19 protein-coding genes and 5 pseudogenes are annotated in these 23,496 nt (G+C 70.4%); 10 read left to right on the forward strand and 14 right to left on the reverse strand.

The genetic code is table 11. The annotated features are described in order from the left end of the window. Positions 1 to 290 precede the first annotated feature (290 nt). A complete protein-coding gene (gene tpg / locus ACFY93_RS13490) occupies positions 291 to 848 on the reverse strand; it encodes a telomere-protecting terminal protein Tpg (RefSeq protein WP_391357295.1) in 558 nt (185 codons plus the stop codon). Positions 849 to 861: 13 nt separating this feature from the next. Next, positions 862 to 3,105, reverse strand: a complete 2,244-nt coding sequence (tap, locus tag ACFY93_RS13495) for a telomere-associated protein Tap (protein ID WP_391357297.1) — start codon at positions 3,103 to 3,105, stop codon at positions 862 to 864. A gap of 800 nt (positions 3,106 to 3,905) precedes the next feature. Between tap and ACFY93_RS13500 the strand changes: the two genes are divergently transcribed. The 3 genes from ACFY93_RS13500 (at position 3,906) to ACFY93_RS13510 (ending at position 5,687) form a co-directional block, all read left to right on the forward strand. After that, on the forward strand, positions 3,906 to 4,235 hold the full coding sequence (locus ACFY93_RS13500; protein WP_391357299.1) for a hypothetical protein: 330 nt from the start codon (positions 3,906 to 3,908) through the stop codon (positions 4,233 to 4,235). Positions 4,236 to 4,239: 4 nt separating this feature from the next. Then, complete coding sequence (locus tag ACFY93_RS13505) at positions 4,240 to 4,464, forward strand: hypothetical protein (protein WP_391357302.1); 225 nt, start codon at positions 4,240 to 4,242, stop codon at positions 4,462 to 4,464. Between the two features lie 131 nt (positions 4,465 to 4,595). After that, the gene (locus ACFY93_RS13510; protein WP_391357304.1) at positions 4,596 to 5,687 is read left to right on the forward strand and encodes an FAD-dependent monooxygenase; all 1,092 of its coding nucleotides are present in this window, start codon (positions 4,596 to 4,598) and stop codon (positions 5,685 to 5,687) included. 203 nt (positions 5,688 to 5,890) lie between these two features. Here the strand turns inward: ACFY93_RS13510 and ACFY93_RS13515 are convergent, their stop codons facing one another. The 10 genes from ACFY93_RS13515 to ACFY93_RS13560 form a co-directional block, all read right to left on the reverse strand. Beyond that, on the reverse strand, positions 5,891 to 6,463 hold the full coding sequence (locus tag ACFY93_RS13515; RefSeq protein ID WP_391357306.1) for a hypothetical protein: 573 nt from the start codon (positions 6,461 to 6,463) through the stop codon (positions 5,891 to 5,893). A gap of 73 nt (positions 6,464 to 6,536) precedes the next feature. Then, positions 6,537 to 6,749, reverse strand: a complete 213-nt coding sequence (locus ACFY93_RS13520) for a hypothetical protein (RefSeq protein WP_391357309.1) — start codon at positions 6,747 to 6,749, stop codon at positions 6,537 to 6,539. Positions 6,750 to 7,037: 288 nt separating this feature from the next. After that, the gene (istB, locus tag ACFY93_RS13525) at positions 7,038 to 7,958 is read right to left on the reverse strand and encodes an IS21-like element helper ATPase IstB (RefSeq protein ID WP_391357312.1); all 921 of its coding nucleotides are present in this window, start codon (positions 7,956 to 7,958) and stop codon (positions 7,038 to 7,040) included. 485 nt (positions 7,959 to 8,443) lie between these two features. Continuing rightward, positions 8,444 to 9,817 carry a tryptophanase gene (locus ACFY93_RS13530; protein ID WP_391357316.1) on the reverse strand — a complete coding sequence of 458 codons (1,374 nt, stop codon included), beginning with the start codon at positions 9,815 to 9,817 and terminating at the stop codon, positions 8,444 to 8,446. Further along, complete coding sequence (locus ACFY93_RS13535) at positions 9,790 to 11,046, reverse strand: tryptophan dimethylallyltransferase family protein (RefSeq protein WP_391357317.1); 1,257 nt, start codon at positions 11,044 to 11,046, stop codon at positions 9,790 to 9,792. Before ACFY93_RS13535 ends, ACFY93_RS13530 begins: the two co-directional genes overlap by 28 nt. A gap of 261 nt (positions 11,047 to 11,307) precedes the next feature. After that, on the reverse strand, positions 11,308 to 12,654 hold the full coding sequence (locus tag ACFY93_RS13540; RefSeq protein ID WP_391357320.1) for a cytochrome P450: 1,347 nt from the start codon (positions 12,652 to 12,654) through the stop codon (positions 11,308 to 11,310). Then, the gene (locus ACFY93_RS13545; RefSeq protein WP_391357323.1) at positions 12,651 to 13,256 is read right to left on the reverse strand and encodes an ATP/GTP-binding protein; all 606 of its coding nucleotides are present in this window, start codon (positions 13,254 to 13,256) and stop codon (positions 12,651 to 12,653) included. Before ACFY93_RS13545 ends, ACFY93_RS13540 begins: the two co-directional genes overlap by 4 nt. After that, positions 13,231 to 13,614: a DUF742 domain-containing protein gene (locus tag ACFY93_RS13550; protein WP_391357325.1), complete on the reverse strand. Its 384-nt coding sequence runs from the start codon at positions 13,612 to 13,614 to the stop codon at positions 13,231 to 13,233. The genes ACFY93_RS13545 and ACFY93_RS13550 overlap by 26 nt, the downstream gene beginning before the upstream one ends. Further along, positions 13,611 to 14,009 (reverse strand): roadblock/LC7 domain-containing protein, encoded by a 399-nt coding sequence (locus ACFY93_RS13555; protein WP_391357327.1) that lies wholly within the window; start codon positions 14,007 to 14,009, stop codon positions 13,611 to 13,613. Before ACFY93_RS13555 ends, ACFY93_RS13550 begins: the two co-directional genes overlap by 4 nt. Beyond that, positions 14,006 to 15,214: an ATP-binding protein gene (locus tag ACFY93_RS13560; protein WP_391357331.1), complete on the reverse strand. Its 1,209-nt coding sequence runs from the start codon at positions 15,212 to 15,214 to the stop codon at positions 14,006 to 14,008. The genes ACFY93_RS13555 and ACFY93_RS13560 overlap by 4 nt, the downstream gene beginning before the upstream one ends. A 437-nt stretch (positions 15,215 to 15,651) precedes the next feature. Between ACFY93_RS13560 and ACFY93_RS13565 the strand changes: the two are divergent. The 3 genes and pseudogenes from ACFY93_RS13565 (at position 15,652) to ACFY93_RS13575 (ending at position 18,598) form a co-directional block, all read left to right on the forward strand. After that, positions 15,652 to 17,158 (forward strand): annotated as a pseudogene (locus ACFY93_RS13565) (ISL3 family transposase). 172 nt (positions 17,159 to 17,330) lie between these two features. Further along, a pseudogene (locus ACFY93_RS13570) lies at positions 17,331 to 17,960 on the forward strand (inositol monophosphatase family protein); the annotation flags it as partial. 41 nt (positions 17,961 to 18,001) lie between these two features. After that, positions 18,002 to 18,598: an NAD(P)-binding domain-containing protein gene (locus ACFY93_RS13575; protein ID WP_391357334.1), complete on the forward strand. Its 597-nt coding sequence runs from the start codon at positions 18,002 to 18,004 to the stop codon at positions 18,596 to 18,598. A gap of 823 nt (positions 18,599 to 19,421) precedes the next feature. On the opposite strand, the gene ACFY93_RS13580 is transcribed toward ACFY93_RS13575, so the two are convergent. After that, complete coding sequence (locus ACFY93_RS13580; RefSeq protein ID WP_391357336.1) at positions 19,422 to 19,808, reverse strand: aldo/keto reductase; 387 nt, start codon at positions 19,806 to 19,808, stop codon at positions 19,422 to 19,424. Between the two features lie 77 nt (positions 19,809 to 19,885). On the opposite strand from ACFY93_RS13580, the pseudogene ACFY93_RS13585 reads away from it, so the two are divergent. Continuing rightward, positions 19,886 to 20,095: pseudogene (locus ACFY93_RS13585) on the forward strand (2-oxoacid:acceptor oxidoreductase family protein); the annotation flags it as partial. A 36-nt stretch (positions 20,096 to 20,131) separates the two neighbouring features. Here ACFY93_RS13585 and ACFY93_RS13590 read toward each other — a convergent pair. Continuing rightward, a pseudogene (locus ACFY93_RS13590) lies at positions 20,132 to 20,660 on the reverse strand (response regulator); the annotation flags it as partial. Positions 20,661 to 20,810: 150 nt separating this feature from the next. On the opposite strand from ACFY93_RS13590, the pseudogene ACFY93_RS13595 reads away from it, so the two are divergent. The 3 genes and pseudogenes from ACFY93_RS13595 to ACFY93_RS13605 all read left to right on the forward strand — a co-directional run bounded on the left by ACFY93_RS13595 (position 20,811) and on the right by ACFY93_RS13605 (position 23,389). Then, positions 20,811 to 22,182, forward strand: a pseudogene (locus ACFY93_RS13595) (ferric reductase-like transmembrane domain-containing protein). A gap of 8 nt (positions 22,183 to 22,190) precedes the next feature. After that, positions 22,191 to 22,637 (forward strand): FMN-binding protein, encoded by a 447-nt coding sequence (locus ACFY93_RS13600; protein ID WP_391357338.1) that lies wholly within the window; start codon positions 22,191 to 22,193, stop codon positions 22,635 to 22,637. Between the two features lie 110 nt (positions 22,638 to 22,747). Then, positions 22,748 to 23,389 carry an FAD:protein FMN transferase gene (locus ACFY93_RS13605; protein ID WP_391357380.1) on the forward strand — a complete coding sequence of 214 codons (642 nt, stop codon included), beginning with the start codon at positions 22,748 to 22,750 and terminating at the stop codon, positions 23,387 to 23,389. The last annotated feature ends 107 nt before the right edge of the window (positions 23,390 to 23,496 follow it).

The raw sequence follows: 23,496 nt of genomic DNA on the forward strand, positions 1-23,496 counted from the left end.
GCTGCGGCCGGGGCGTCAAGATCGCGCCGTGGCACCGAATGAAGGACTGGGACCGACGGCAACAGGCCACCCGGGGACCGATAGGGAAGGCAAGCGTCACAGGTCAGGGCCCTCCGCCCCTCGTTCCTCCACATCCGCTGTCCCGAGGTGAGCGACACCGTTGCGCAGCCCGATCAGACCGTCCAGAGTGACGAGGTCAGCTCCCCGGCCAGCGGCACGGTCTGAAACACCCCTGCTGCCACAGCTCTCCCCGGCATCTGTTCCTCCTCCTGTCCCGGCGCACTGACCGGCTACAGCTCGAACTCGAGGGCGACGAGGTCTTTGAGCTCGACCTCGAGGCCGTGGGCGCGGCGGCCGTTGTCGCGGAAGTACACCTCGCCCAGCGCCTCGGCCGCGACCTGACGCATCTCGTCCTCGTCGACCCCCGCCTCCTGGGCGGCAAGGAGGCGGGCGGCGTGGCGGGGCGGCAGGGCGACGGTGAGGTGGCGTACGCGGGCCTGGTCGGTGCTGCCGGGGGCGGCGGTGTAGCCGAACCGGGCGTGGACGTCGATCATGATGCCGCTCGTGGTGGCCGCGGCCTGTTTCGCCTTCGCCCTGATCTGCGGCTGCCAGCGTGCGCGGACCTCACGCTCGAGGCGGTCGGCGAGTTGCGGCCGGGGCTGTTTGATCTGGTTTTTCACATAGCGTTCGACGGTGCGCTGGCTGATGCCGAGCAGCTCGGCCACGCGCCGGGTGCTGCGCTGGTGCTGTCGGACGAGGTAGCGCATCTGCGCCCCCGCCGACTTGGGAACAGGGCGCGTGAACGCCCCCTGCACCGCCTTGTCGAGTTCTTCCCCGACCGTGACCATCGGCGTAGTACTCCTATTCTCCGGTGTCCTTGGCGGTGACCTCGCCGGTCTTGATGTAGCGGGCGAGGTTGGCGACATGGCCGTCGGCGCCGAGCTGTTCGAGGACGTCAGCCCCCCACAGCACGCTCTGGGTGCCCTCGTGCTTGACCATCCCGGGCGAGACTCCCAGCCGGAAACTGCCCGGCACCGTCTTGCCATCGGAACCGTACGGCAGGACGTCCAGCGGGCTGGGTCCGTCGGCGGCGTACACCGCGCAGTCGGACAGGACCGCGACCGGGTAACGGCCGGTGGCCGCCGCCAGGGTGAGCATCTTGCGGTGCATGTTGGTGCGGGCCCGGGAGATGACGGTCGCGCGAATGTCCGGCCGCCAGGTCGGGCGGGCGAGGGCGGCCCAGGCCTGCCCCGGCTTCCAGCCTCCGCCGCGCGCTTTCTCCTGCAGCTTGCCGATCCCGCCCTTCACCGTCATCTTGACCGCGTCCACCACGATCCCCAGCTCCGGATCACGGCTCTTGTAGCCGCCCATCGCCTCCAGGAACTCCGCCGGGGACAGCTTCTCCGCGACGCCGAGGTCCGCCATGGTGGCGACGTAGGCATCGCGCAGCCGCTTGTACCAGCCGTCCAGCAACCGGCCGCTCTCATGGCGCACCCACGCCTCCACGGGCGCGACGTCGTAGCCGAGCTCGACGGCGTACGCCACGGTGGGTGTGGCGTACCAGGCCGGCCCCGTCGGGCGTTCGCCGGTCGGCGTGAACGGGCTGGGCAGCAGATCGCCGTCGAGCTCGCGCCACTGCTTGCCGACCTTCACCCTGGAGAGGTCGACGTGGGAGAGGTCGACCAGCCAGGAGCCGGGCAGTGCCGGGTCGAAGACCGGGGTGGTGACGTGCGCGGGCGGTGAAGCAAGGCCGACGACGGCGCCGTTGGCGGCCGCACCGAAGGCGAGGTTGACGTCGAGGCCGACCAGGTAGCGCTGCATGCATTCGGCATCGGTCAGATCCCGTGCCCAGTCGTAGGCCTCCTCGAACAGCCGCTCGTCGGGGCCGCGCACGTGGAAGCGGGGCAGATGGGCCAGGACGGGGTGTCCGTCAGTCGCCTCGCACGGCGCCGGGTCCACCGGCTCGGTGCCCAGTGAGCCGGCCCGGTGCTCGCGGTGCCGCCTGCCGTCGGCGTCCGGCTCGCTCGCGCGGGTCGGCGGGTTCAGCGCGGTCATCAGGTGCAGCCCCGTCACGGCGGTGGAGCCGACCGGCGTCATTACCCGGGCCGCGTACACACCCAGCACCCGGGCCAGCTCCGCCGGCTCAAGCTGCGCGGCATGACCCCACGCGCGGCCGTCCAGGGCGCGCCAGGAGGGGATGCACAGCTGCACGCACTGGCGGTGGCCTCCCTGAGCGGGGCGGTAGATCCGCGCCCACGGCCCCAGCCCGCGCTTGGTGAGCCGCCAGTCGGCGCGCTGGAGCTGCTTGACGGCCTTGTGTCCTTCCGGGAGCCGCCCGGCGAGCCGCTCGGAATCCGAGAGGGCGGCGGGCAGGCCGTAGCGCTCGCACGCCGCCTCGGTGAGCACCAGCAGCGGGTCGGCGTCCTTGCCCGAGCCGTGCAGCTTCTCCGACCCCAGCTGTGCCTCGTTGAGTGTCCACTCCACCAGCGCGGGCAGCGACTTGCCGGGCACGTCCAGGATCAGGCCGCCAACGCCGTAGCCCGTCACCCTCCGCTCGGAGTCGGCGTCGAGGACGAGCAGTGGGCCGTGCGTGTACGCACCTCCGGATACGGGCGTGCCGGCGGGGGCGGCTTTCTTCGTGCCCGGGCGGCGCGAGGTCTGCGGCGCCGGGGCGGCATGCGGACGCGAAACGGCGGCCGGTGCGGCAGCAGCCGCTGGGGCGGCGGCGTGGGCGGCCTCTTCGGTCTCAGATGCGACCGTCGCCTCCGGGGCTCCGGCCGGGGGATGAGCCTGTGCTGCGGGCGCCTGCGTGGTGAGCGTGTGTGCCCTGGCGGTCTCTTCCTGCGGGGCGCCGGTGTCCTGGGGGGCGGGGTAGAGCTGGGCGAGCTGCTTCAGCAGGCGCGCGTACGCCTCCCGCTCCGGGGGGCGCGGCTCGGCCTTGCCCGACTCCCATCCGCCGACGGTCGCCCGCCGCACGCCCAGGGCGGCGGCCACTTCATCCAGGGTGAGGGCGTGAGCCTGGCGAAGCCGCCTGCGCTCGGCCGGCAGCGGCAGTGCGGACCGGGACGCGATCAGCGCGTCGACCGCGTCGAACAGCTCGGACATGAGACACCTCCACCTCCTATCCTACCCTTAAAACGCCCCCATTGCGTACCAATGGCGTACGAGTGACGTATATTTAGCGTACGTGAGGTGTTCGGGGTGATAGGGTCGTGCGTCAGCAGTCTTGAGGGGATGCCAACGGGCGGGGCCGACGACAGCATGCGAGGGGTCGGAGGGGGAGCGGTGGCAGCAGAGAGTTGACGGCTGGGCGGGCATGGGCGGGGACTGGACGGATGCCGAGGACATCCGCCGGCGCCTCGACGAAGGAGCCGATCCGCACAGCTGGAGCGGGGGTCGGCCCCTGCATCGGGCAGTGGTGTCGGGCTCGCCGGAGGCTGTTGCGGAACTGGCCCGCCGGGTTGTGGATGTGGACGCGCTTCAGGCGCTTCAGGACGGAGTGACGGCACTGTGGGAAGCCGTCGTCTCCGGGAAGCCGGACAGCGCACGAGCCCTCGCCGCGGCCGGTGCCCCCGGCGGCTGTCGCTCGGCGGCTGGTCACCGGGGCGGCTGAGCCTTGCCGGACCGACGCCCGAGCTGTTCCCCATGCCAGAACGGGTGTCCCTGACCGACACCGAGCGTGCGGCAGCGCAGGAGGCCCATCGCCTCACCACGGCACTGGGCGAGTTCTACTACGACGGCACGGGCCTGGCCTGCGCGGCCGGCATCGGCGCGGCCGAGGCGATGCGCCGTCTGCAGGCGACACCGGGAGTGGCTGGAGGTGCTCGAACGGGACCACTCCCACCCGGCGATCGTCGGCTGGTGCCCCATGAACGAGACCTGCAGGAGTCGAGGACCAGATCACCGTGCTGGACGACGTGCTGCGCGCGATGTTCCTGGCCACGAAGGCCCACGACACCTCCCGTCCGGTGCTCGACACCTCCGGGTACGCGCACCGGATCACCGGGTCGGACGTGTTCGACAGCCACGACTACGAACAGGACCCGGACACGCTCGTGGCGAACCACGCCGCACTCGGCGCCGGCGAGCCCTATGTGAACCGCGCGTACGGCACCGGCGATTCCTGGTCCGTCGGCCATCGCGGCCAGCCCTTCTTCGTCAGCGAGTTCGGCGGCATCCGGTGGGATCCGGGCGAGGCGGAACGGCCCCAGTCGCAGGCCACCTCCCGGGGGTAACCGGGTGCACGACGTCGAGCACTTCCACGCCCGCCTCGAGGGACTCGTCGGAGTACTGCTCGACCACCCGGACCTGTGCGGATACCGCTCCACGCAGTTGACCGACGTCTTCCAGGAACAGAACGGCATCTACGCCTTCGACCGGTCGGAGAAGTTCGGGACCCGGCGCATCCGCGCGGCCCAACTCCGGCCCGCGGCGATCGAAGCCGCCGCGCGTTCGGCGCGCTGACGGACCGTCCCTGTGCGGTGTCGGTGACGTGTCGGTGACCTGTCGGTGCCGTCGGCCGGATGTCGGTGCGGCCCGGCATTGTTCGACACGGCCCCGGAGTTCACCCGGCGGCCCATCCCGAAGGAGCCACCATGCACACCCCCGTCACGATCATCGGCGCCGGACTCGGCGGGCTCACCCTGGCCCGTGTCCTGCACGTCCACGGCATCCCGGCCACGGTCTACGAGGCGGAGTCCTCCCCGACGGCGCGCTCGCAGGGCGGACTGCTCGACATCCACGACTGCACCGGGCTGCGCGCACTCGAGGCCGCCGGTCTGACGGACGCGTTCCACGCCGCCGTCCTGGAGGGCCGCCAGGCGATGCGGATCCTCGAGCCGGACGGGACCGTGGTGCTGGACCGGGCCGACGACGGCACGGGCGGACGCCCCGAGGTGGACCGCGGTGACCTGCGGAGGATCCTGCTCGACTCCCTTCCGGCGGACACCGTGCGGTGGGGCCGCAAGGCCGACCGCGTCCGTGCCCTCGGCGGGGGCCGCCACGAAGTGGCGTTCTCCGACGGCGACACCGTGGTCACCGACCTGCTGGTCGGCGCGGACGGCGCGTGGTCACGGGTCCGGCCCCTGCTGTCCGCCGCCACTCCCGACTACCTCGGCAAGTCGGTCGTGGAGACCTACCTGTACGACGCCGTCACGCGGCACCCGGTCGCGGCGAAGACGGTCGGCGCGGGGATGCTGGTCGCCACCGCACCGGGCAGGGAGATTTTCGCCCACCGCGAGAAGGACGACACCCTGCACGTCTACGTGGGGCTGGCCGAGCCGCAGGACTGGTTCGCCTCCGTCGACTTCACCGACGGCGCGGCGCCCACCGCCCGCATCGCGCGGGAGTTCGACGGCTGGGCGACGGAACTCACCGCCCTGATCACCGACAGCGATGTGACACCGGTCCTGCGCCCCCTGTACGCCCTGCCGACCGGGCACCGGTGGGACCGGGTGCCGGGGGTGACCCTGCTCGGCGACGCCGCGCACCTCGCGGCGCCCAACGGCGAGGGAGCCAACCTGGCCATGCTCGACGGCGCCGAACTCGGTGCGGCCCTGGCCGCGCACCCCGACGACATCGAGACGGCGCTCACCGAGTACGAGCAGGCCATGTTCCCCCGCAGTGCCCAGGCAGTCACCAACGGGTCGCCCGAGATCGAGGCCGTCCGCGACACGGCCGGGGCCTGATCACGGACGCCCCGGGGTGAGCCCTCTCCCGAACACCCCTGCTCGAGCGGGGGTGTTCCGCAGCAAGCCGCCGTCAGAGGGTCACCGTTCACCCGATGGCGAGAGGGGTCAGCAGATCCGGCTCTGTCGGCTTCTCCCAGGGGTGCGGGTCCGCAGCAGCCGCGCGGGGCCGCCGCACCTGTCAGCCTTCCTTGACCGGGAGGTCAGGCCGCCGACCTCGGGTCGATCTTCCAGCGCATGTTGGTGGGCGCGTTGGTTCCGGTGAAGTGCTTGAGGGTCACGTACACATCAGGGTGGGGGTAGTTCTGCGACTGCGAAGTGATTGCCCACTGCCGGAAGTTCGCTCCGGCCGGGGTGATGGTGTAGGTCTCGGAGGTGCCGTCCTCGCGGACGATCCAGTCCTGTGCCGGACCGCCGTTGCAGTTGGTCACGGTCAGCGGGCCGTTGTCCTTCGCGCTGTCCGGCACCGTCAGGCAGGCCGGGGTCGGGTTCTTGATCGGTTCGGTCTCGATGACGTAGTGGTCGCCGTACTTCTGCTTGAGTCGCCAGACCGACCCCGAGCCTTCATTGGCCAGCGGCCAGGGGTACCACACCTGGACGTACTGCGGCCGGTTCTCATTCTGAGTGTCGGTCTGCAGGTAGAAGCCGGTCGAGGCGTTGCTGATGACCACCGCCTGGTTGCTCGGGGGGTAGCCGGGGCCGTTGGCTGCGGCCGGGGCGGCCGCAGTCACGCTTGCGGAGAGTGCCAAACCGAGCAGGAGAGCGATCTTGCGCATGGACGGTCCCTTTCGTCGAGCGGCATCTGCCAGTGGTATCTGTCGTCGACGTCCTTGCCCATACGGTCGACTGTCAAAAGAGCCCGCCCTGGAATGACTCCGAATGAGGGAGGGGTGTTCGGATTGGCGTACGGCTCGACGGCCACTTGATCGCGTTGTGGAGATCGTGCAGGATGCGGCCGTCGAGGCCGACGAGAATCGCCCCGGCGGTGACGTGGCCGGGCAGGGGTTTGCGGCTGGTGAGGTCGTCGCCGTCGTCCAGGAGGCCGAGGAACCGCACCGACATCCACCAGGCCGCAGTCAGGCTCCACCCCGTTCGGGTGGGTTCTCTGGCCGTGGTGGAGGGCCGGGACGGTAGCGTGAAACGCATCGGATCCGGACCGGACGGAGGCCCCCCGACAGGCTCGACGGGCCGCAGGATCTCGACCCGTGTTCGAGCCGGGACCGTCGGATTCTCCGATCCGCGGTGGACGTCGGGCATGGGCATTGGTTCGGCCGGCGGAGAACGGTCGGGCCCAACTTGGCCGAGGCCGACGCCCCCTTGGGGCGTCGGCCTCGGTCCGGGGTGTGAGGCTCAGCTCCTGCGGCGGCGCTTCTCCTGGGTCTGGGCCAGGCGGAAGCTGTCGGTGCCGGTCTCGACGATGTGGGCGTTGAAGGTGACCCGGTCCACGATCGCCGAGCAGAGCCGCGGGTTGGTGAAGGTCTGCTTCCACTCCGAGAACGGAGCGTTCGACGCGATGGCGACTGCCCGTCGTTCCTCGCGCTCGGTGAAGACCTGGAACAGCAGCTTCGCGCCGGTCTTGTCCAGGTCGAGGTAGCCGAACTCGTCCAGACAGAGCAGGTCAACGCGCCCGTAGCGGGCCAGCGTTCGGTTCAGCTTCTTCTCGTCCGCGGCCTCGGCCAGCTCGTTCACGAGGTTGGCCGTGGTCGTGTAGCGGACCCGCAGACCAGCCTCGGCGATCGCGGTGCCGATCCCGATCAGCAGGTGGGACTTGCCGGTGCCGGAGTCGCCGGTCAGGCAGAGCGGCAGGCCGGCCTTCCCCCAGGCCGGGTCGGCGAGGGTGTTGACCTGCTCGGGGACGATGTTCGGGTTCTTGTCGAACTCGAAGTCCTCCAGCCGCTTGGGGCGGGGGAAGTTCGCCTCCCGGACCAGCCGGGCCTTCTTGCGTTCCTCGCGCTGGAGGCACTCGGCTTCCAGCAGGTCGGCCAGGAAGGCCTTGAAGGTGGCCCGTTCCTTCAGCGCGGTGGCGGCCAGGTCCTCCCAGCGGGAGCGGATCGTGGGCGAGTGCAGGGTCCGGCAGGCTTCATCGATCACGGTCTCGACCGCGCCGGCCGCGGCCGGGTCCTTGGCCGCGTCGTGCGTCAGGGCACTGTGGCGGAGCCGGTGGAGAGTCCAGCCGTCCAGGTCCTCGATGTCCTCGGGTGAGGCGAGGGGGTTGGCCAGCAGTCGGGTGTTCTCCTCGAAGATCTCCTCAGCCCGGCGATAGGAGAGCATGGATGCTGATACTCAGTTTCCGGTGGTCGCGGCTCGGGCACTGACTGACGCCCTGCTGGGCTGTTCTCATGGCTCCGGCCGGGAGGGACATGACCTGACAGGAGCCTGGCCGGAAGCCTCCTCGATGTCCTGTCTGCGCCCTCGGCCGGTGCCGCCACCGACTGGAAGGCGTCATCGGCATGACATCAGCGGTCGCAGCGGACACCGCGGACCAGTACGTTTTCGGCGGGGTCGACTCCCATGCCGACACTCCACGTCGCGGTCATCAGCGACAACGGCGGCCATCTCGCGGACGCCGAGTTCACTACCACCGCCGGGGATACGCGGCGGCTCTGGCCTTCGTGAACGCGCACGGACAAGTGATCGCTGTCGGCGTGGAAGGCACCTCGTCCTGGCCCGACGGCATGGCGCGCACAACGAAGTCGTGCGCGCCATGCGGGGGTCAGGCCGGCTCAGTGGCGTCGAAGAAGGTCAGGAGGGGGAGATCAGTCGCCAGACCGTACGGGTTCCAGTTTGATGCTGAAGTGGCGGAGGATCGGCGACTGGCCCGTGACCCGGTAGCCGCCTACGGACTCGGGGTTCTTCGCGATGTCCGCCAGGGTGGCGGCGACATGGTCGTAGTGGCTGCGGGTGTAGACCCGGCGGGGGAGCGCGAGCCGTACGAGCTCGTACGGGGCCGTCTTGATGGTGTTGCCCTGCTCGTCCTCTTCCCCCAGGTACAGCGTGCCCAGCTCTGCCGAGCGGATGCCTCCGCGGAGGTACAGCTCCACCATGAGCGCGGTGCCGGGGTACTGGTGGGGAGGGATGTGGGGCAGAAGCCGCCCGGCGTTGAGGTACAGGGCGTGGAGGCCCGAAGGCTCCACGATGTCGACCCCGGCCTCGCGGATGCGTGCGGCGAGATAGGCGGCTATGTCGGCGCGTTCGGCAAGGTAGGCCGGTTCGGTGACTTCCAGGAGTCCGCGGGCCATCATGTCGAGGGCACTGCCGGCCAGGCCGCCGTAGGTGGTGTGCCCCTCGGTGGCGATGAGCAGGCCCCCGCACCGTTCGGCGAGGTCCGGATCCTTCAGGCCGATGATCCCGCCGATGTGGACGATGCCGTCCTTCTTCGCGCTCAAGACGCAGCCGTCCGCGAGTCGGAACGCCTCCTCGGCGACCTGGCGCGGGGTGCGGTCGGCGTAGCCGGGCTCGCGCCGGGTCACCAGCCAGGCGTTCTCCGCGAACCTCGCCGCGTCCAGGATCATCGGCACGTGGTGGCGGCGGCACAGTTCGGCGGTCCGGTGCAGGTTCTCCATCGAGACCGGCTGGCCGCCGCCGCCGTTGTTGGTGATGGTCATCAGTACGGCGCCCACGGGCGCCCGGTCCGCGTTCCGCAGCGCCTCTTCGAGCGCGAGCAGGTCTATGTTGCCCTTGAAGGGGTAGTCGCTGTCGAGGTCCTTCGCCTCGGCGCAGGGCAGGTCGTACGCCGTGCAGCCGGTCAGCTCCACGTTGGCACGAGTGGTGTCGAAGTGCGTGTTGGACAGCACCCGGTCGCCGGGCTTGAGCAGGGCCGAGAACAGCACGCGCTCGGCCGCGCGACCCTGATGGGCCGGCAGGATGTGCGGGTAGCCCGTGAGGTGCGAGACGACCTCGTGCCACCGGTAGTAACTGCGGCTGCCGGCATAGGACTCGTCGCCCTGCATGCTTGCGGCGAGCTGGTCAGCGGAGATGGCGCCGGTACCGGAGTCGCTCAGCAGGTCGATGGTGATCTCGTCGGCCCGCAGCTCGAACGGGTTGTAGGCGACCCGCTCCATGGCCTCCTGGCGCTGCTCCCGGGTGGTGAAGGCGATCGGTTCTACGACCTTGATGCGGTAGGGCTCCACGTGACTTCCTTCTGTGCGGTGTACGGGCTGACGTGACCGGTGGCCCGGTCTCCCGGGCCCAGGACACTCCGGGTGCGTTGGGCAGACATCCAGGTGCCCCGCGGGTACTGCTCCTGCGGCGGCCGGACGCGGTAGGCCTCGGAGGACAGGTAGGCGGTGAACCGGGGCGGCCGGCCCCGCTCAGACACCAGAGCCAGGTAGGCGATCAGCCCCACACCGTCGGCGAGCGGGCGCTGTGTGAGCGCTCCCAGGCTTCGGTGCAAAAGCGCGGGGTCGATGCCGGCCCGGGTCAGTAGGGCTGTCGCGCGGGCGAGGGCTTCCTCATCGTCGCGCACGTAGTCCCGGACAGGGATGTGGAGCGTGAAGCCGCTCGGGGTGCTGTCACCCTCGGTGAAGGAATGGCAGGTGAGCGCGGGCCGCCGCACCAGCCTCAGGGTGTCGTCCCCGCCGCGCCCGGACGACGCGAAGGAGCCCGCGGCCGCGTGGAAGAAGGCTCGGATGTCGAGCGCCGCGGCGTCAGCGGTGCGGCTGAGTGCGCAGGCGTCATCGGCCGACATGCGCGGGTGTCGCACGTAGACCTTGACCCGGGGGGACTTCCAGGCGCCCAGGTCCAGGGCGAGGAACGGGTAGCCGACCGCCGGGGGTAACTGCTCGAAGGCCTGGCCGTAGCCGAGCCGGCGCAGCGCCTCGTGCACGGTGCGGGCCGCGTGTTCCGGCCCGGAGGCGGAGGGGTTGAGGTAGACCTTGACCCCGGGGACCCTTCCGACGCGCAGGTCGAGCGCGTACCACAGGGCCAGGGGGCCCTGGGCGCCTGCGGGGAAGAACAGGTCGGCGACGGTGTCGAGTGGGGCGGTGGAGAAGCCCCAGCGGGCGGCCATCGCGCGGATGGCCTCAAGTCCGGCGCGGCCGCTGTCGCCCATGTCGGCGTGGGCCCATCCGGGCTCCACGAGCACGCGCAGTGCCGGTGCGGCGCCGGGGGTGCTGGCAAGGGAGAACTCGACGGGGGTATGGTCGTCGCTCAGGAAAGTGGGCGAGGCCGGGGGCTGGGACAGCGGCCGGTGGGCGGCGCCCGTGAGGGAGTCGAGCAGGACCTGTCCGTACAGCTCGGTGTCCGCCTCGCTCAGACCCACCACGGCACCCAGGCGCCGCAGTTGGCCGAGTACGTGGTCGCCGAGCGTCGTCTCGCCGGTGCTGGTCGCTGGTATGTCAGGGCCCGGCCGTGAGGTCATCGCGTGCCTCGCACGAGAGCGGCGGGTATTCGGTCCTGCGCATGATCAGGGTCGCCGCCCCCGTAGGGGTCCCGTCTGCTGCGGGCAATGCGTTGTCGGCCCGGCCGGTCGCCGGTGGAACGGGGCGCGGAGGTACTGAGGTCCACTGCCTCTCCTTCGACTTGTGTCACTCCAGACACTCCGCGCCGTCCTACCCAGGGAGTTGATCTATCATGCGGGCGACATCAACTGCCTGTGTCACATGCGCCACAAAGGGCGTGGCTACTGGCCCGTCAGCCACCTCATGAAGTTGCTCCAGCGCCCAGGCCTGCCGGTGGGTTGCGGCGCCGCAGGCGTGGGTGCGGGCGAGACAGAGCGTGCCTGGTCGCGGGAGACGGCCGTCGGCTCGGGCGCGGCCGCAGGGCGCGGGGTGACGGCGTCGAATCGGACCGGCAAGGAGGCCAGGGCCCGGTTGAAGGGGCCGGGCCGCCAGGTGAGGCTGCTTGCGGGGACGGCGAGTTCCACGTCGGGCAGCGCGTTGAACAAGGTCTCAAGTCCGGTCAGGGCGATCAGCCGGGCCGGGTCCTTGGACGGGCAGGCGTGCGGGCCGGCGCTCCAGGCGAGGTGACCGCGTGTGTCGGCGCCCCGGTCGGCGAGCGCCGTATTGGCGGCGCCGAAGGACACCAGGCACAGCTCACCGGCGCGGACCTTGTCGCCGGCCACGTCCGTGTCGGCGACCGGATAATGGGGCGCGTAGTTGGACATGGGCGCGTTGCGCCACAGGGTGTCGTCCACGGCCTTGTCGAACTGGCCGAGCCGCGCGAACTCCTCGTTGGTCAGCATCGTGTAGAAGCTGTTGCCGATGAGGTTGCCCTCCGGCTCGCCGCCCGCGCCGAGGAGCAGCACCAGCGTGTGCGCCAGCTCTTCGTCGCTCAGCTGCGCCGAGTGCTGCATCAGGTAGGACGTGATGTCCTCCCCGGGCCGGGAGCGCTTGAGTGCCACCAGCTCGCTGACCGCGCCGAGCAGGACCTGGCTGGCCTGTTCGGCGTTGACGCCGTCGAACATCCCGGAGATGCCGAACAGCACCCGGTCGCCGATCTCCGCCGGGCAGCCGAACAGCTCGTTGAACACATACAGCGGGAGCTGCTGCGCGTAGTCCCTGAGCAGATCCGCGCTGCCGCGGGCGCTGAACTGGTTGATCAGGAACTGGGCGGCAGTGGAGACGATCCGGGCCAGCCGCTTGTCGCTGACGCGGGCGAAGGAGTCGGTGATGGCCTGGCGCAGCCGCACATGCTCGGCGCCGTCGGTGAACATGGCGTTCGGCCGGTAGGCGAGCAGCGGCAGGACCGGGCTGTCGGGGCTGACGCGGCCCTCGGCCAGGGCACGCCAGCGGCGGGAGTCCTTGCGGAAGTTCGTCGCATCCTGGAGGAGATCCAGGGCCGCGTTGTAGTCGGTGACCAGCGTCGCCTCGACACCGGGGGCGATGGTGACCTGTGCGGTGGGGCCGAGCTCGCGCATGTAGCGGTAGTACGCGTGCGGGTTGGCCGCGAACTCCGGCGAGTCGAGGGGTATGCGCTGCCCGCTGCCGTGCGCGGGGCAGCCGGGCGGCGGTACTGAGGGGGTAGTCATGCGTGCTCCAGTTCGGCGCGCTCTTGCAGATAGCGGACCAAAGTGATCAGGGCGTCGACGGACGACTTCTTGTCGCGCGCGTCGATGGTGACGACGGGGGTGTCGGGCAGGAGATCAAGCGCTTCTCGGACCGCTTCCGGGGTGTGGGTCGTGCCGCCGTCGAAAGCGTTGATGGCCACGGCGAAGTCCAGGCCGTAGGACTCGACCAGGTCCATGACCTCGAAAGAGCTGGCCAGGCGCTCAGGGTCCACCAGTACCAGGGCGCCCAGCGCACCGCGGGCCATGTCGTCCCAGAGGTTGACGAAGCGCTGCTGCCCGGGGGAGCCGAACAGATACAGGACGATGCGCTCGCTGAGGGTCAGGCGGCCGAAGTCCAGGGCGACGGTGGTGGTGGTCTTGCCCTGCACGCCGTTGAGGTCGTCGACGCGCTCCGAGAGCGTCGTCATCTGCTCCTCGGTGGACAGCGGCGTGATTTCGGACAGTGAGCTGATCAGCGTGGTCTTGCCGACGGCGAAGTGCCCGACGACCAGGACCTTCACCGCGGTCTGGTGTGCGCCGCTGCGCACGTAGGCGTCCTCAGACAGGGAGAGCCTTGAGGCCATCGAGCACCTCCTGATAAAGAGCCTTGTTGGCGAGACGGGCCGAGGGCACCGGCGCCCGGGTCACGAGATGGCCCCCCTCGGCGAGGGAACTGAGCAGCACCTTCACGACACCCAGCGGCAGTTGCGAGTGCGCGGCGACCTCAGCGACCGAGAGGTAGCCGCTGGAGCACATCTCCAAGATCTGCTGCTCCTCGGGCGAGAGCCGCTGGGGGCGCTGCTGCTCGTCGGAGGCCGCCGTGACGAGAGTGATGAGGGCGAACGCGCCCTCATGGGGCAGGTCACGGCCACGGGTGATGACGTAGGGCCGGACTAATTCTCCGGCCTCGGACACGAACTCGGGCTCGGCGGGGTCTGTCATGAGGTGACCGTGTCGCTGCGCAGGCCGGTCGACATCGCCTTGCCCAGCCGGCTGACCAGCTGCTGCATCCGGTACGTGATGTCCTGCATGTCGACCTCGACCGACGCCGCCACGGCGAGATAGCTGCCGCCGCCCGCGGCGTTCAGGAACACCCAGCCCCCCTCGAACTCGATGAGCGTCTGGCGCCAGTTCAAACCCTCGTCACCACAGAAGAAGCTGACGGACCGGCTGAGTGACTGCAGTCCGCTGACGGCGGCGGCTACCTTGTCGGCGTCGTCCCGGCCGATCCCGGCGGTACGGGACATCTGGAGGCCGTCGGCAGAGATCAGGACCGCGGCGAGGGCATGGGGAATCTGCAGCGCATCCTCGAGCATCCAGGACAGGTCGTCGCTCACGGGGCATACCCTTCGTGTGAATCGGCAGTGGTATCACGAGCACTTTCGGCGGCCGGTACCCCCGCACTTCGGCCGCTCACAGTGCCGCGCTGAAAGGCGCCCATGGCCGCCACCCGTGCCTCTGCCGACCGGGCCGGCGGCGCGGTCGCCGCTTCGTCTCGCTGGCTGTCGTTCTGCACAAGCGCCATAGCGCGCTTGTTCCGTCGCTGAGGCAGCCCGCCCGGTGTCGTCGCAGGGGCCGACCCGCCCCTCACGGCGGCGGTACTGACCTCTTGCGTGGTGGTGGGCTTCTCGGGCTCCGGCATGTCGGTCAGCAGCTCCTTCGGCACCCTCACCACGGCGCGGACGCCGCCGTAGGGAGAGGTGCTGTCGATGGTGACTGTGAACCCGAACCTGGCACACAGGGCACCGATCACCGCGAATCCGAATGCGGGAGGGTTGCCGAGTTCGGAGACGCTCACCGCGGACCCGCTGGACAGCAGAGAGGTGGCGTGCGCCCTTTCTTCCTCGCTCATGCCCACACCGGCGTCGTCGATCACGATGACGATGCCGGTGGGCACGGGACGCACCTCGACGTCGACCGTGGTGGACGGATCGGAGTAGCTGGTCGCGTTGTCCAACAACTCGGCCACCGTCAGCGCGATCGGCTCGACGGCGCGGCTGGTCACCGCGAAGTTGACCCGCGAGGCGATGTCGACGCGCTGGTAGTGCCGGATACGGCCCTGCGCTCCGCGGATCACGTCATGGACGGCCGCGGCCTCCCGCTGCCGGCCGAGCCACCCTCCGCACAGCACGGCGATGGACTGCGCACGCCGGTTGAACTGGGAGTTCATGTGGTCGATGTCCAGCATGTCCCGCAACACGGCGGAGTCGCCGTACTTCTTCTGCAGCCCCGAGATGGCCCGCTGCTGCTCTGCGGCGAGACCCTGCAGGGTCCGCATGGCGGACTTCAGCACGGTGTTCGTGGCGTCCTCCGCCTCTTCCTTCGCCTGGCGGACCACCTCGTCATAGCCGCTGCGTAGCTCGGCGACGTTGACATGCAGGGCGGAGACGTTTCCCTGCGATCGGGTCAAGTCACCTTCAAGCCTCTGCTTCTCTCCCCGCAGCGCCCTGATCGTGTTTCGCTGGCGTGTGATGACCCAGATGGCGACAGCGACGCCGACGACGAGCGCCCAAACTGCCGGATTCTGCGAAAAATTCGTCATGTGACTCTCTTTGAGCGGCTGGAGTCCAGCTCTCGGAATCTGTCCAAGCGGACCCTCGGCCATGGGCATACCTCACCGCCCGGAGAGCCCTCCTGGCTGTATCCATGCCGAGGCGAAAGCTCACGTGGCATGTGCACGGGAGCGTATCACCGGACGATCATGACGCCCTGTCAAGTCCGTTACGCCGGTGCGACATTGGCGCAAAACTCATGCCCATGACAGTGGAGACACTGTGGTGGCCGGGTGAAGGTCCGTAGCGCCGGACCGCTCCCCGGACCGCCGGAGCCGGTGGCATCCGGGTCTTTGCAGCTCGGCAACGCACGCTGCCCTACCGAGGGACTGTAAATCGTTCGGCTCTAACCCGTAGTCGGTGGTGAAGTCGAGTAGCCATCCTCGGTCATGATCTTGTGATGGATGTCGACTCCCTTGTCGGAACGGTGTATTCCGGGCTGTTGGCGCTCGTAGTCGAGGACGTGGCGGACGGTGGTGTCGCGGTGGTGGTCACGGCCCGCACTCGAGATGTGGCGGTGCCGTGTCCGGTGTGCCGAACGCCGACGGCGCAGGTGCACGGGTACCAGCGCCGCATGGTGCGGGACGTGCCGGTTGACGGCCGCCCGGTTGTCGTCCACCTGCGCATACGGCGGCTGGTCTGTCCGGTTCGGGGCTGCTCGCGGCAGACCTTCCGCGAGCAGATTCCCGGGCTGCTGAAGCGTCATCAGCGCCGCACGGTGCGTCTTGCCGGGCAGATATCGCAGGCGGCGCGGGAGTTATGCGGCCGGGCGGCCGCACGCCTGGCCAACCTGCTGGCCGTGCCCGTCTCCCGCAGCACCGCACTGCGTCATCTGCGACGCCTGCCGCTGCCGCAGCCGGCGGTCCCGCGGGTGATCGGTGTGGATGATTTCGTCCTGCGCCGGCGCCACCGCTACGCCACGATCATCACGGATGCCGAGACCGGCCGACGCGTCGCGGTGCTGCCCGACGGCGAGGCGGCCACTCCGGAGTCCTGGCTGCGGACACATTCTGGTGCCGAGGTCGTGTGCCGCGACGGCTCGGCGACATACGCCGAGGCCGTCCGTCGCGCCCTGCCCGGCGCAGTGCAGGTCAGCGATCGATGGCACCTCTGGCACAATCTCTGCGACAAAGTCCAGCTCGAGGTCAGTGTGCACGCCGGATGCTGGGCCACCATCAACCCGCCCCGTCCCGGCGGAGTACGCGAGCAGACCACCCGCGAACGCTGGAACAAGGTCCACGATCTCCTCGGCCAGGGCGTCGGGTCGCTCGACTGAGCCCGCCGCCTGGGCGTGGCCCTGAACACCGTCAAACGCTACGCCCGGATGCCCGAACCCCAGGCCCTGCGCCTCACCCCCTCTTACCGGCCCACCCTCGTCGACCCCTACCGCGAGCATCTGCGCCGGCGCCGCGCCGAAGATCCGGCCGTCCCGGTCACCCATCTCCTCCACGAGATACGGAAGTTGGGCTACGCCGGCAGCGCGAACCTCCTGGTCCGATATCTCAACCAGGGCCGCGCCGAAGGCGACCGGCCCGTCACCACGGTGCGCCACGCCGGCCGCCTCCTACTCACGGACCCCGAGAACCTGCGCCCGAAGGAAACGGTTCTGCTGGAGAAGATCGCCGCGGCCTGCCCGGAGATGACCGCACTCGCCGATCTCATACGCGGCTTCGCCGCCCTGCTGAAACCGACCGAGGGGTAACGACGTGAAACTCACCGAGTGGATCACGACCGCCCGGGCCATCGACCTGCCTCACCTGCGCAGCTTCACCAACGGTCTCGAAATCGACCGATCCGCCGTGAACGCCGGTCTCACCTTGCCCTACCACAACGGCCGCACCGAAGGCGTCAACACCCGCACCAAGAGGATCATGCGGCAAATGCACGGACGCGCCGGATTCGACCTCCTCCGCCACCGCATCCTCCTGCCCTGACGGCTACTCGACGTCACCACCGACTACGGCCAGAGCCGCTGGTTTGACAGACCCGGTGGATGAAGTCATCGGGAAGCCAGGTCATGGCGTCCGACCGTAGCAGTGCGTGGCCGTCCGTTCCCCTATATTTTTCCCGTGTACGGCCGGGCCCTGCTCCCGCGCCGGGCAGGGCAGAGCCCGTCTCACGCGCCTGCGCCCGGAGGCCGGCTGGGTGGAGGACGAACTGGACGGCGGGGCGCTGCCGGCCGGCGAGTGGTGGGTCGTGGATCCGGCCGAAGGCAACGTCAACCACGTGCACGCCCTGCCGGAGTGGGCGGTGACCGTCACCCTCGTGCGGGAGAACCAGCCGGTGCTCACCGTGGTGCACCTGCCGTTGACCGGTGAGACCTGCACCGCGCTCACCGGCGCGGGCGCCCGGCTCGACGGCCGGCCGCTGCACGTCTCGCAGACCGCGGATCTGGGCCTGAGCATCGTGGCCACCAGCCAGGCCCGGCCCGACGAGGACGAAATGGTCGTACGGCGCGTCGGCTCCTCCATCACCGCGATGCTCTTCGACGCACTCGTCGTCCGTGTCGCCGTGCCCGCGACCCTGCACCTGCTGAATGTGGCAGCCGGTCGCATCGACGCCTTCTGGCAGTTCGCCGGCGCCCGCGCGGACCTGCTTCCCGGAGCGCTGCTCGTCACCGAGGCCGGCGGACGGATCTCCGATGCCGAGGGCCGCCCCTGGACCCCGCAGAGCGAGAGCTTTCTGGCTGCCGCGCCCGGCGTCCACGCCGAGGCCGTCTCCACGCTCTCGCGTTGACCGCTCACCACCACCCGCACGCACGGAAAGAGCAGATCATCGTGACCACGATCGCAGTGCTCGGAAACGGCCGCGTCGGCGGCAACCTGGCGGCAGCCCTCGCCCGGGCAGGACACGACGTGACCGTGGCGGACCGCACGGCGGGCTCCGCCGCCGACGCCGCACGGACCGCCCGGATCGTCATCAACGCCACCCCGGGGGCCGGCTCGCTGGACCGGCTCGCCGCCCTGCGCGACGAACTCCGCGACAAGATCCTCGTCGATGTCTCCAACGCCACCACCGACGGACCGGACGCACTGCCCGCCGATCTGCTCTACCCCGGCTCGGGCCTCGCCGAACTACTCCAGACAGCGCTCCCCGAAACGCGCGTCGTCAAGACACTCAACACCATGCTCTTCTCGGTGATGACCTCACCGGCCACCCTCGCCCAGACGCCTACCGCATTCCTGTCCGGCGAGGATCCGCAAGCCAAGCAGACCGTCCACGAACTGCTCACCGACCTCGGCTGGCGGAAGGAATGGATCACCGACCTCGGGGGGATCCGGACCGCCCGCGCCACAGAGGCCGCGATCCTGTTCGTACCGCACGTCATCCGCTCCACCAAATTCACCCCCTTCGCGATCTCCGTCACCCGCTGACGGCCGAGGCGCGCCGCTGACACGGCCGAAAGGAATGGCCGCGTCCGGCCCGGACGGCCTCAGCAGGTCGAACGCGGAAGGGCGCGTGTTCCCCGAACTCCGCAGCCGCAGTACGCCGAACCCGGGCGTCAGTTCCCTGTAACCGGGGGAGCTCGTGCGAGTTCACCAGCCTCGCCCGGGGCCAGAGGGGTACATCCGGTCGCGGATGGTGGCGAGTGTTGAGCCATGATGCCGTGGTCTGTCGAAGCCGGCGCCTGGGACGGGAGCGGGGCCGGTTCTGTCGGTGCAGGCGTGTGCGCCTGCCCGCCGTGTGCCAGGGACCGGACCGCGTTCCGGGCCCCTGAGGCTCAGGCCGCCGACCGGAGCCCGGCGGGACGACGCCGGAGAGCGGTCTCGAGCAGGGCCGGGGCCGGTATCCCTGGTCGAGCAAGGTGACGTCGGTGCCCGGCGGGACGATCTCGTCGATCCGGTCGAGGAGGTCGTCGGACAGCTCGGCGTCGGCCCCGGCCGGAAGGTCGTCGAGGTGATCCATGGTGCGCGGGCCGAGGAACGCGGCGCTGACGCCCAAGGTGGGCGATGGTGAAGGCCACGGCCAGGTGGGCCAGGGGCAGTCCGGCCTCCTTCGCGAGCGGGACGAGCCGTTCGACGACGCCGATGCGGCGCTCGTCGGACAGGTGACGGGAGAACCGGACGCGCGTGAGGTCGTTGTCACCGCCCTTGCGCAACCGGCCGGACAGCAGCCCCGGCCGAACGGGCCCCACATCATGACGCCCATGCCGTACTCCTGCCCGAGCGGGCAGCACCTCCCGTTCGGTGCCACGGTTCAGATCGAGTACGGCGGCTGCTCGGTGCACAGCCGCTGCAGCCCGGCGCGTTCGCCGACCCACTGGGCCTGGGCGATCACCGAGGCGGGCGTGGTCGACGAGCCGATGGCGCGCACCTTGCTGGCCCTGACGAGGTCGCTCAGGACGGCAAGGGTCTCCTCCAGAGCGGTGTCCGGGTCGGGCGGCCGGAGCTGCTGGACGTCGAGGTGGTCGGTGCTGAGTCGGCGCAGGGAGTCCTCGGCGGCGGTGGTGATCCAGCGGCGGGAGGCGCCCTTATGGTTGGGGCCCTCGCCTATGGGCAGGCCGACCCTGATGGCCAGGACCACCTCGTCGCGCCGGCCCTTCAGGGCTCGTCCGACGACGTCCTTTGAGTCGGCGTAGCTCATCGGCGATGCCGATGAGGTCGATCCCGGCGTCGATCGCCTTGTGGATGATCCGAACCGACTCGTCCGGGTCCTTCCGGATGCGCGTGACCGGCATCGGCGGCACCGGCATCGTCTCCCAGGTGCTGGCAACCGCTGCCGTCATCGAGGGCCGCGCCGTGCGCACCCTCGACCAGACCGGCCTCGCCCAGAAGGGCGGCGCCGTCGTCTCCGACATCAAGTTCACATCGGACGCCGTCGAACAGGGCGCGAAGATCACCGAGCAGAGCTGCGACCTCTACCTCGCCTGTGACCCGCTCGTCGCCACCGATCCCACGTACCTGCGCGTCTCCGTCCCGGGTGGTTTCGTGGGTGTCTTCGTCCAGTTCGAGATCGTCGACGGCCGGCATCGAGGTGGCCGCCCGCTCGTGTGTCATGCCCGCTCGTGTGTCATGCCCGTGTGTGTGTCATGCCCGCGCGGCGTAGCAGGCCGCGCAGTCGCGTGACGAGTTCGCCGGGGCTGAACGGCTTGGTCACGTAGTCGTCGCTGCCCGCCGTGATCCCCGTGATGCGGTCCTCGACGGTGTCGCGGGCGGTGCCGGACAGCACACACACGTGGGGCTGTTCGGCACGCAGGTCGTGCAGGACCGACAGGCCGTCGCGGTCCGGCAGCGTGATGTCCAGGATGACGGCATCGGGCTGGAAGGCGCGGGTTTCACGGACGGCGGCGCGTGCCGAGGCCGCACCGCGTACCTCCCAGCCCTCGTAGCGCAGGGCACCGGTGACGATCTCCGCGAGGTCGGGCTCGTCGTCGACGACGAGGACGCGCACGGGGGTGCCGTCGGGGCGGGTCAGAGCTGTGGGGCGTGTGTCCATGGCCTCCCCAGCATCCCCCGGAACCCTCTGGGTTTGCTCTGAATCCCTTCCGCGACTTCCTGGTACGGCCGAACCGCGGTGCTGCTGAGAGCCCGTTCAGAGGTTGCGGCCCCACAGTGGGCAGCCCATCCGCTTCCTGAGGAGACCTGCATGGCCACCGCGACCGACCGACCGCCGCCGGCACGGCACCGCGCGACCGCCGCGCCGTGGCGCGGGTCGCCCTGCGTACCGCTGCTCACCGCCGGGTGGACGGGCGGCCTCGCCGTGATCGCCCTGTGGTGGCGGGACACGGACGCGGTCGTCGGTGCGGCCGGCTGGCTCACGGGCGCGGGCCGCGTCACCGGGCTCCTGTGCGGATACATGTGTGCCCTGCTGGCCGCCCTGATGGCGCGTGTTCCGTGGCTGGAGAACCGGGTGGGCAGCGACCGTGTCACGCGCCGGCACGCCTCCGCGGGGCGCTGGACGATCGGCCTCCTGGTGAGCCACGTCGTGCTGATCGTGCTCGGCTACGCGGCACAGGCGCACGCAGGGGCACTGAAGGAACTCGGCACGATCGTGTTCGACCTGCCGGAGATGCTCAAGGCCTCGGCGGCCACCCTGATACTCCTGGCCGTCGGCTGCACCTGCGTGCGTGCCGTGCGCCGTCGGATGCGCTACGAAACCTGGTACCACCTGCACGTGCTCACCTACGCGGCGGTCTTCCTGGCCTTCGGGCACCAGCTGGCCATCGGTGCCGACTTCGTGGCCGACGCGCCCGCCCGCGCCGCTTGGTACACGCTGTACGGCTCGGCGGCCTGCCTGGTCCTGTGGTTCCGTGTGCTGACGCCGCTGCGGCTCAACCTGCGGCAGGCAATACGCGTCGTGGCCGCCGTACCGGAGGCACCCGGCGTGTACTCCGTCTGGCTGCGGGGCCGTCACCTGGACCGGCTCGGCGCCCGCCCGGGACAGTTCCTGCGCTGGCGCTTCCTGACACCCGGCATGCGGGGCGCCAGTCATCCGTACTCGCTGTCGGCCCTGCCGCGCGGTGACCTGATGCGCATCACCGTCAAAGCGCTCGGCGAGCACAGCGCGGCCGTCGCCACCCTCTCCCCGGGCACCCGCGTGTGGGCGGAAGGGCCGTACGGCGCCCTGACCGCCCGAACGGCGCAGCCGCCGGGAAGTGCTGCTGATCGCGGGCGGTACGGGCATCACCCCTCTGCGCACCCTGTTCGAGACGCTGCCCGCCGCGCCCGGCGACCTCACCCTCCTCTACCGGGCGCGCACCGCCCAGGAGCTGGCGCTGCGCGGCGAGCTGGAATCCATCGCCGCCGCGCGCGGTGCCCGCCTCGTGTACGCCCTCAACCACCCCGACGGTACGCGGGCCCGGATCACCGCGGACCGGCTCAGGGCGCTGCTCCCGGACATCGACCGGCACGACGTATACCTGTGCGGACCGCGAGGCCTGTCACTGGCCGCGTTCGACGCCTTGCGGGACGCCGGAGTGCCCGCGTCCCGCATCCACCACGAGTCCTTCGAACGGTGAGCCCCGCCATGCGCGCCCACCCCGTCCGCCGCACCGCACTGACGTGTGCCGCCACCGTCACCGTGACGGTCCTCGCACTGTCCCTCAAACCCCACCACATGACGTCCGGTGCCCTGCCGTCCACCGCGACACCCGCACCGGGCACAGGCTCCGCCGGCTCCGCAGGATCGTTTGCCGGCTCCCGGACGGTCACCGGTTCCACCGTTCAGACCCGATACGGACCGGTCCAGGTGGAACTCACCCTCGACGGGCCGGGGATCACGGCCGCGCGGGCCGTCCAGTACCCCGGCGGCGACCCCCGCAGCCGGCAGATCAACGCGTCCGCGGTGCCCGTTCTCGTCCAGGAGACCCTGGACGCGCGAAGCGCCCACGTCGACGCCGTCTCCGGCGCGGCCTGTACGAGTGAGGGCTGCATCGGCTCGCTGCAGAGCGCACTGGACCAGGCGCATGGCTGACCGGGAACTGCTCCGCGTCGTGCACACGATGGGCACCGTGTTCTCCTGCACGGTGCGCGCCGAGCCGGCCCCCCGGCCTCCGCGGGGCGTTCGACGCGGCCGAAGCACTGCTGCGCCACGTCGACGAGGTCTTCTCCCCGTTCCGCCCCGACAGTGCCGTCTGCCGCGTCAGGCGAGGGGAGCTCGTGCCCAAGGAGTGGCAGCCGGAACTGCGCGAGGTGCTCGACCTGTGCGAAGACGCCCACCGGCGTACCGACGGCTGGTTCGACGCCTGGCACTCGGGCGTCTTCGATCCCAGCGGTCTGGTCAAGGGCTGGGCGGTGGAACGCGCGGCGCTCCTGCTGCGCGACATGGGGGCAGAGCACGTCTGCCTCAACGGGGGCGGCGACGTGCAACTGCACGGCGGACCCTGGCGCGTGGGCATCGCCCACCCCCTCGTGCCCGGTACCTGCGCCGGAGTCGTCGAGTGCGTCGAAGGCCCCCTCGCCGTCGCCACCTCCGGCCCCGCCGAACGGGGCTGCCGCATCGTCGACCCGCGCACGGGCGCGCCGCCCTCCCACGGCCTCGCCTCGCTGACCGTGACCGGCGCTTCCCTCACCGAGGCCGACATGCTGGCCACGGCGGCGTATGGCATGGGCGCCGGGGCCCGGGAATGGCTGTCCGGGCTGCCGGGCGTTTCCGCGTTCGCCGTGACGCGGGACGGAGAGACCTGGACCGGCCCCAAGGGGCGAACACGCCTCCCGCAGGGCTGATCCGGCCTTCACGAGCCCTCGCCCGGCCGGAAGCGAGGGCGGCCCACGCCAGGCGAGCGTCCTCTACCGCGGGCAGCCCCCGATCAGCGCAAGCACCCGGAACAGCG

It is taken from the genome of Streptomyces sp. NPDC008313 (assembly GCF_042956125.1).
Classification (GTDB): Bacteria; Actinomycetota; Actinomycetes; order Streptomycetales; family Streptomycetaceae; genus Streptomyces.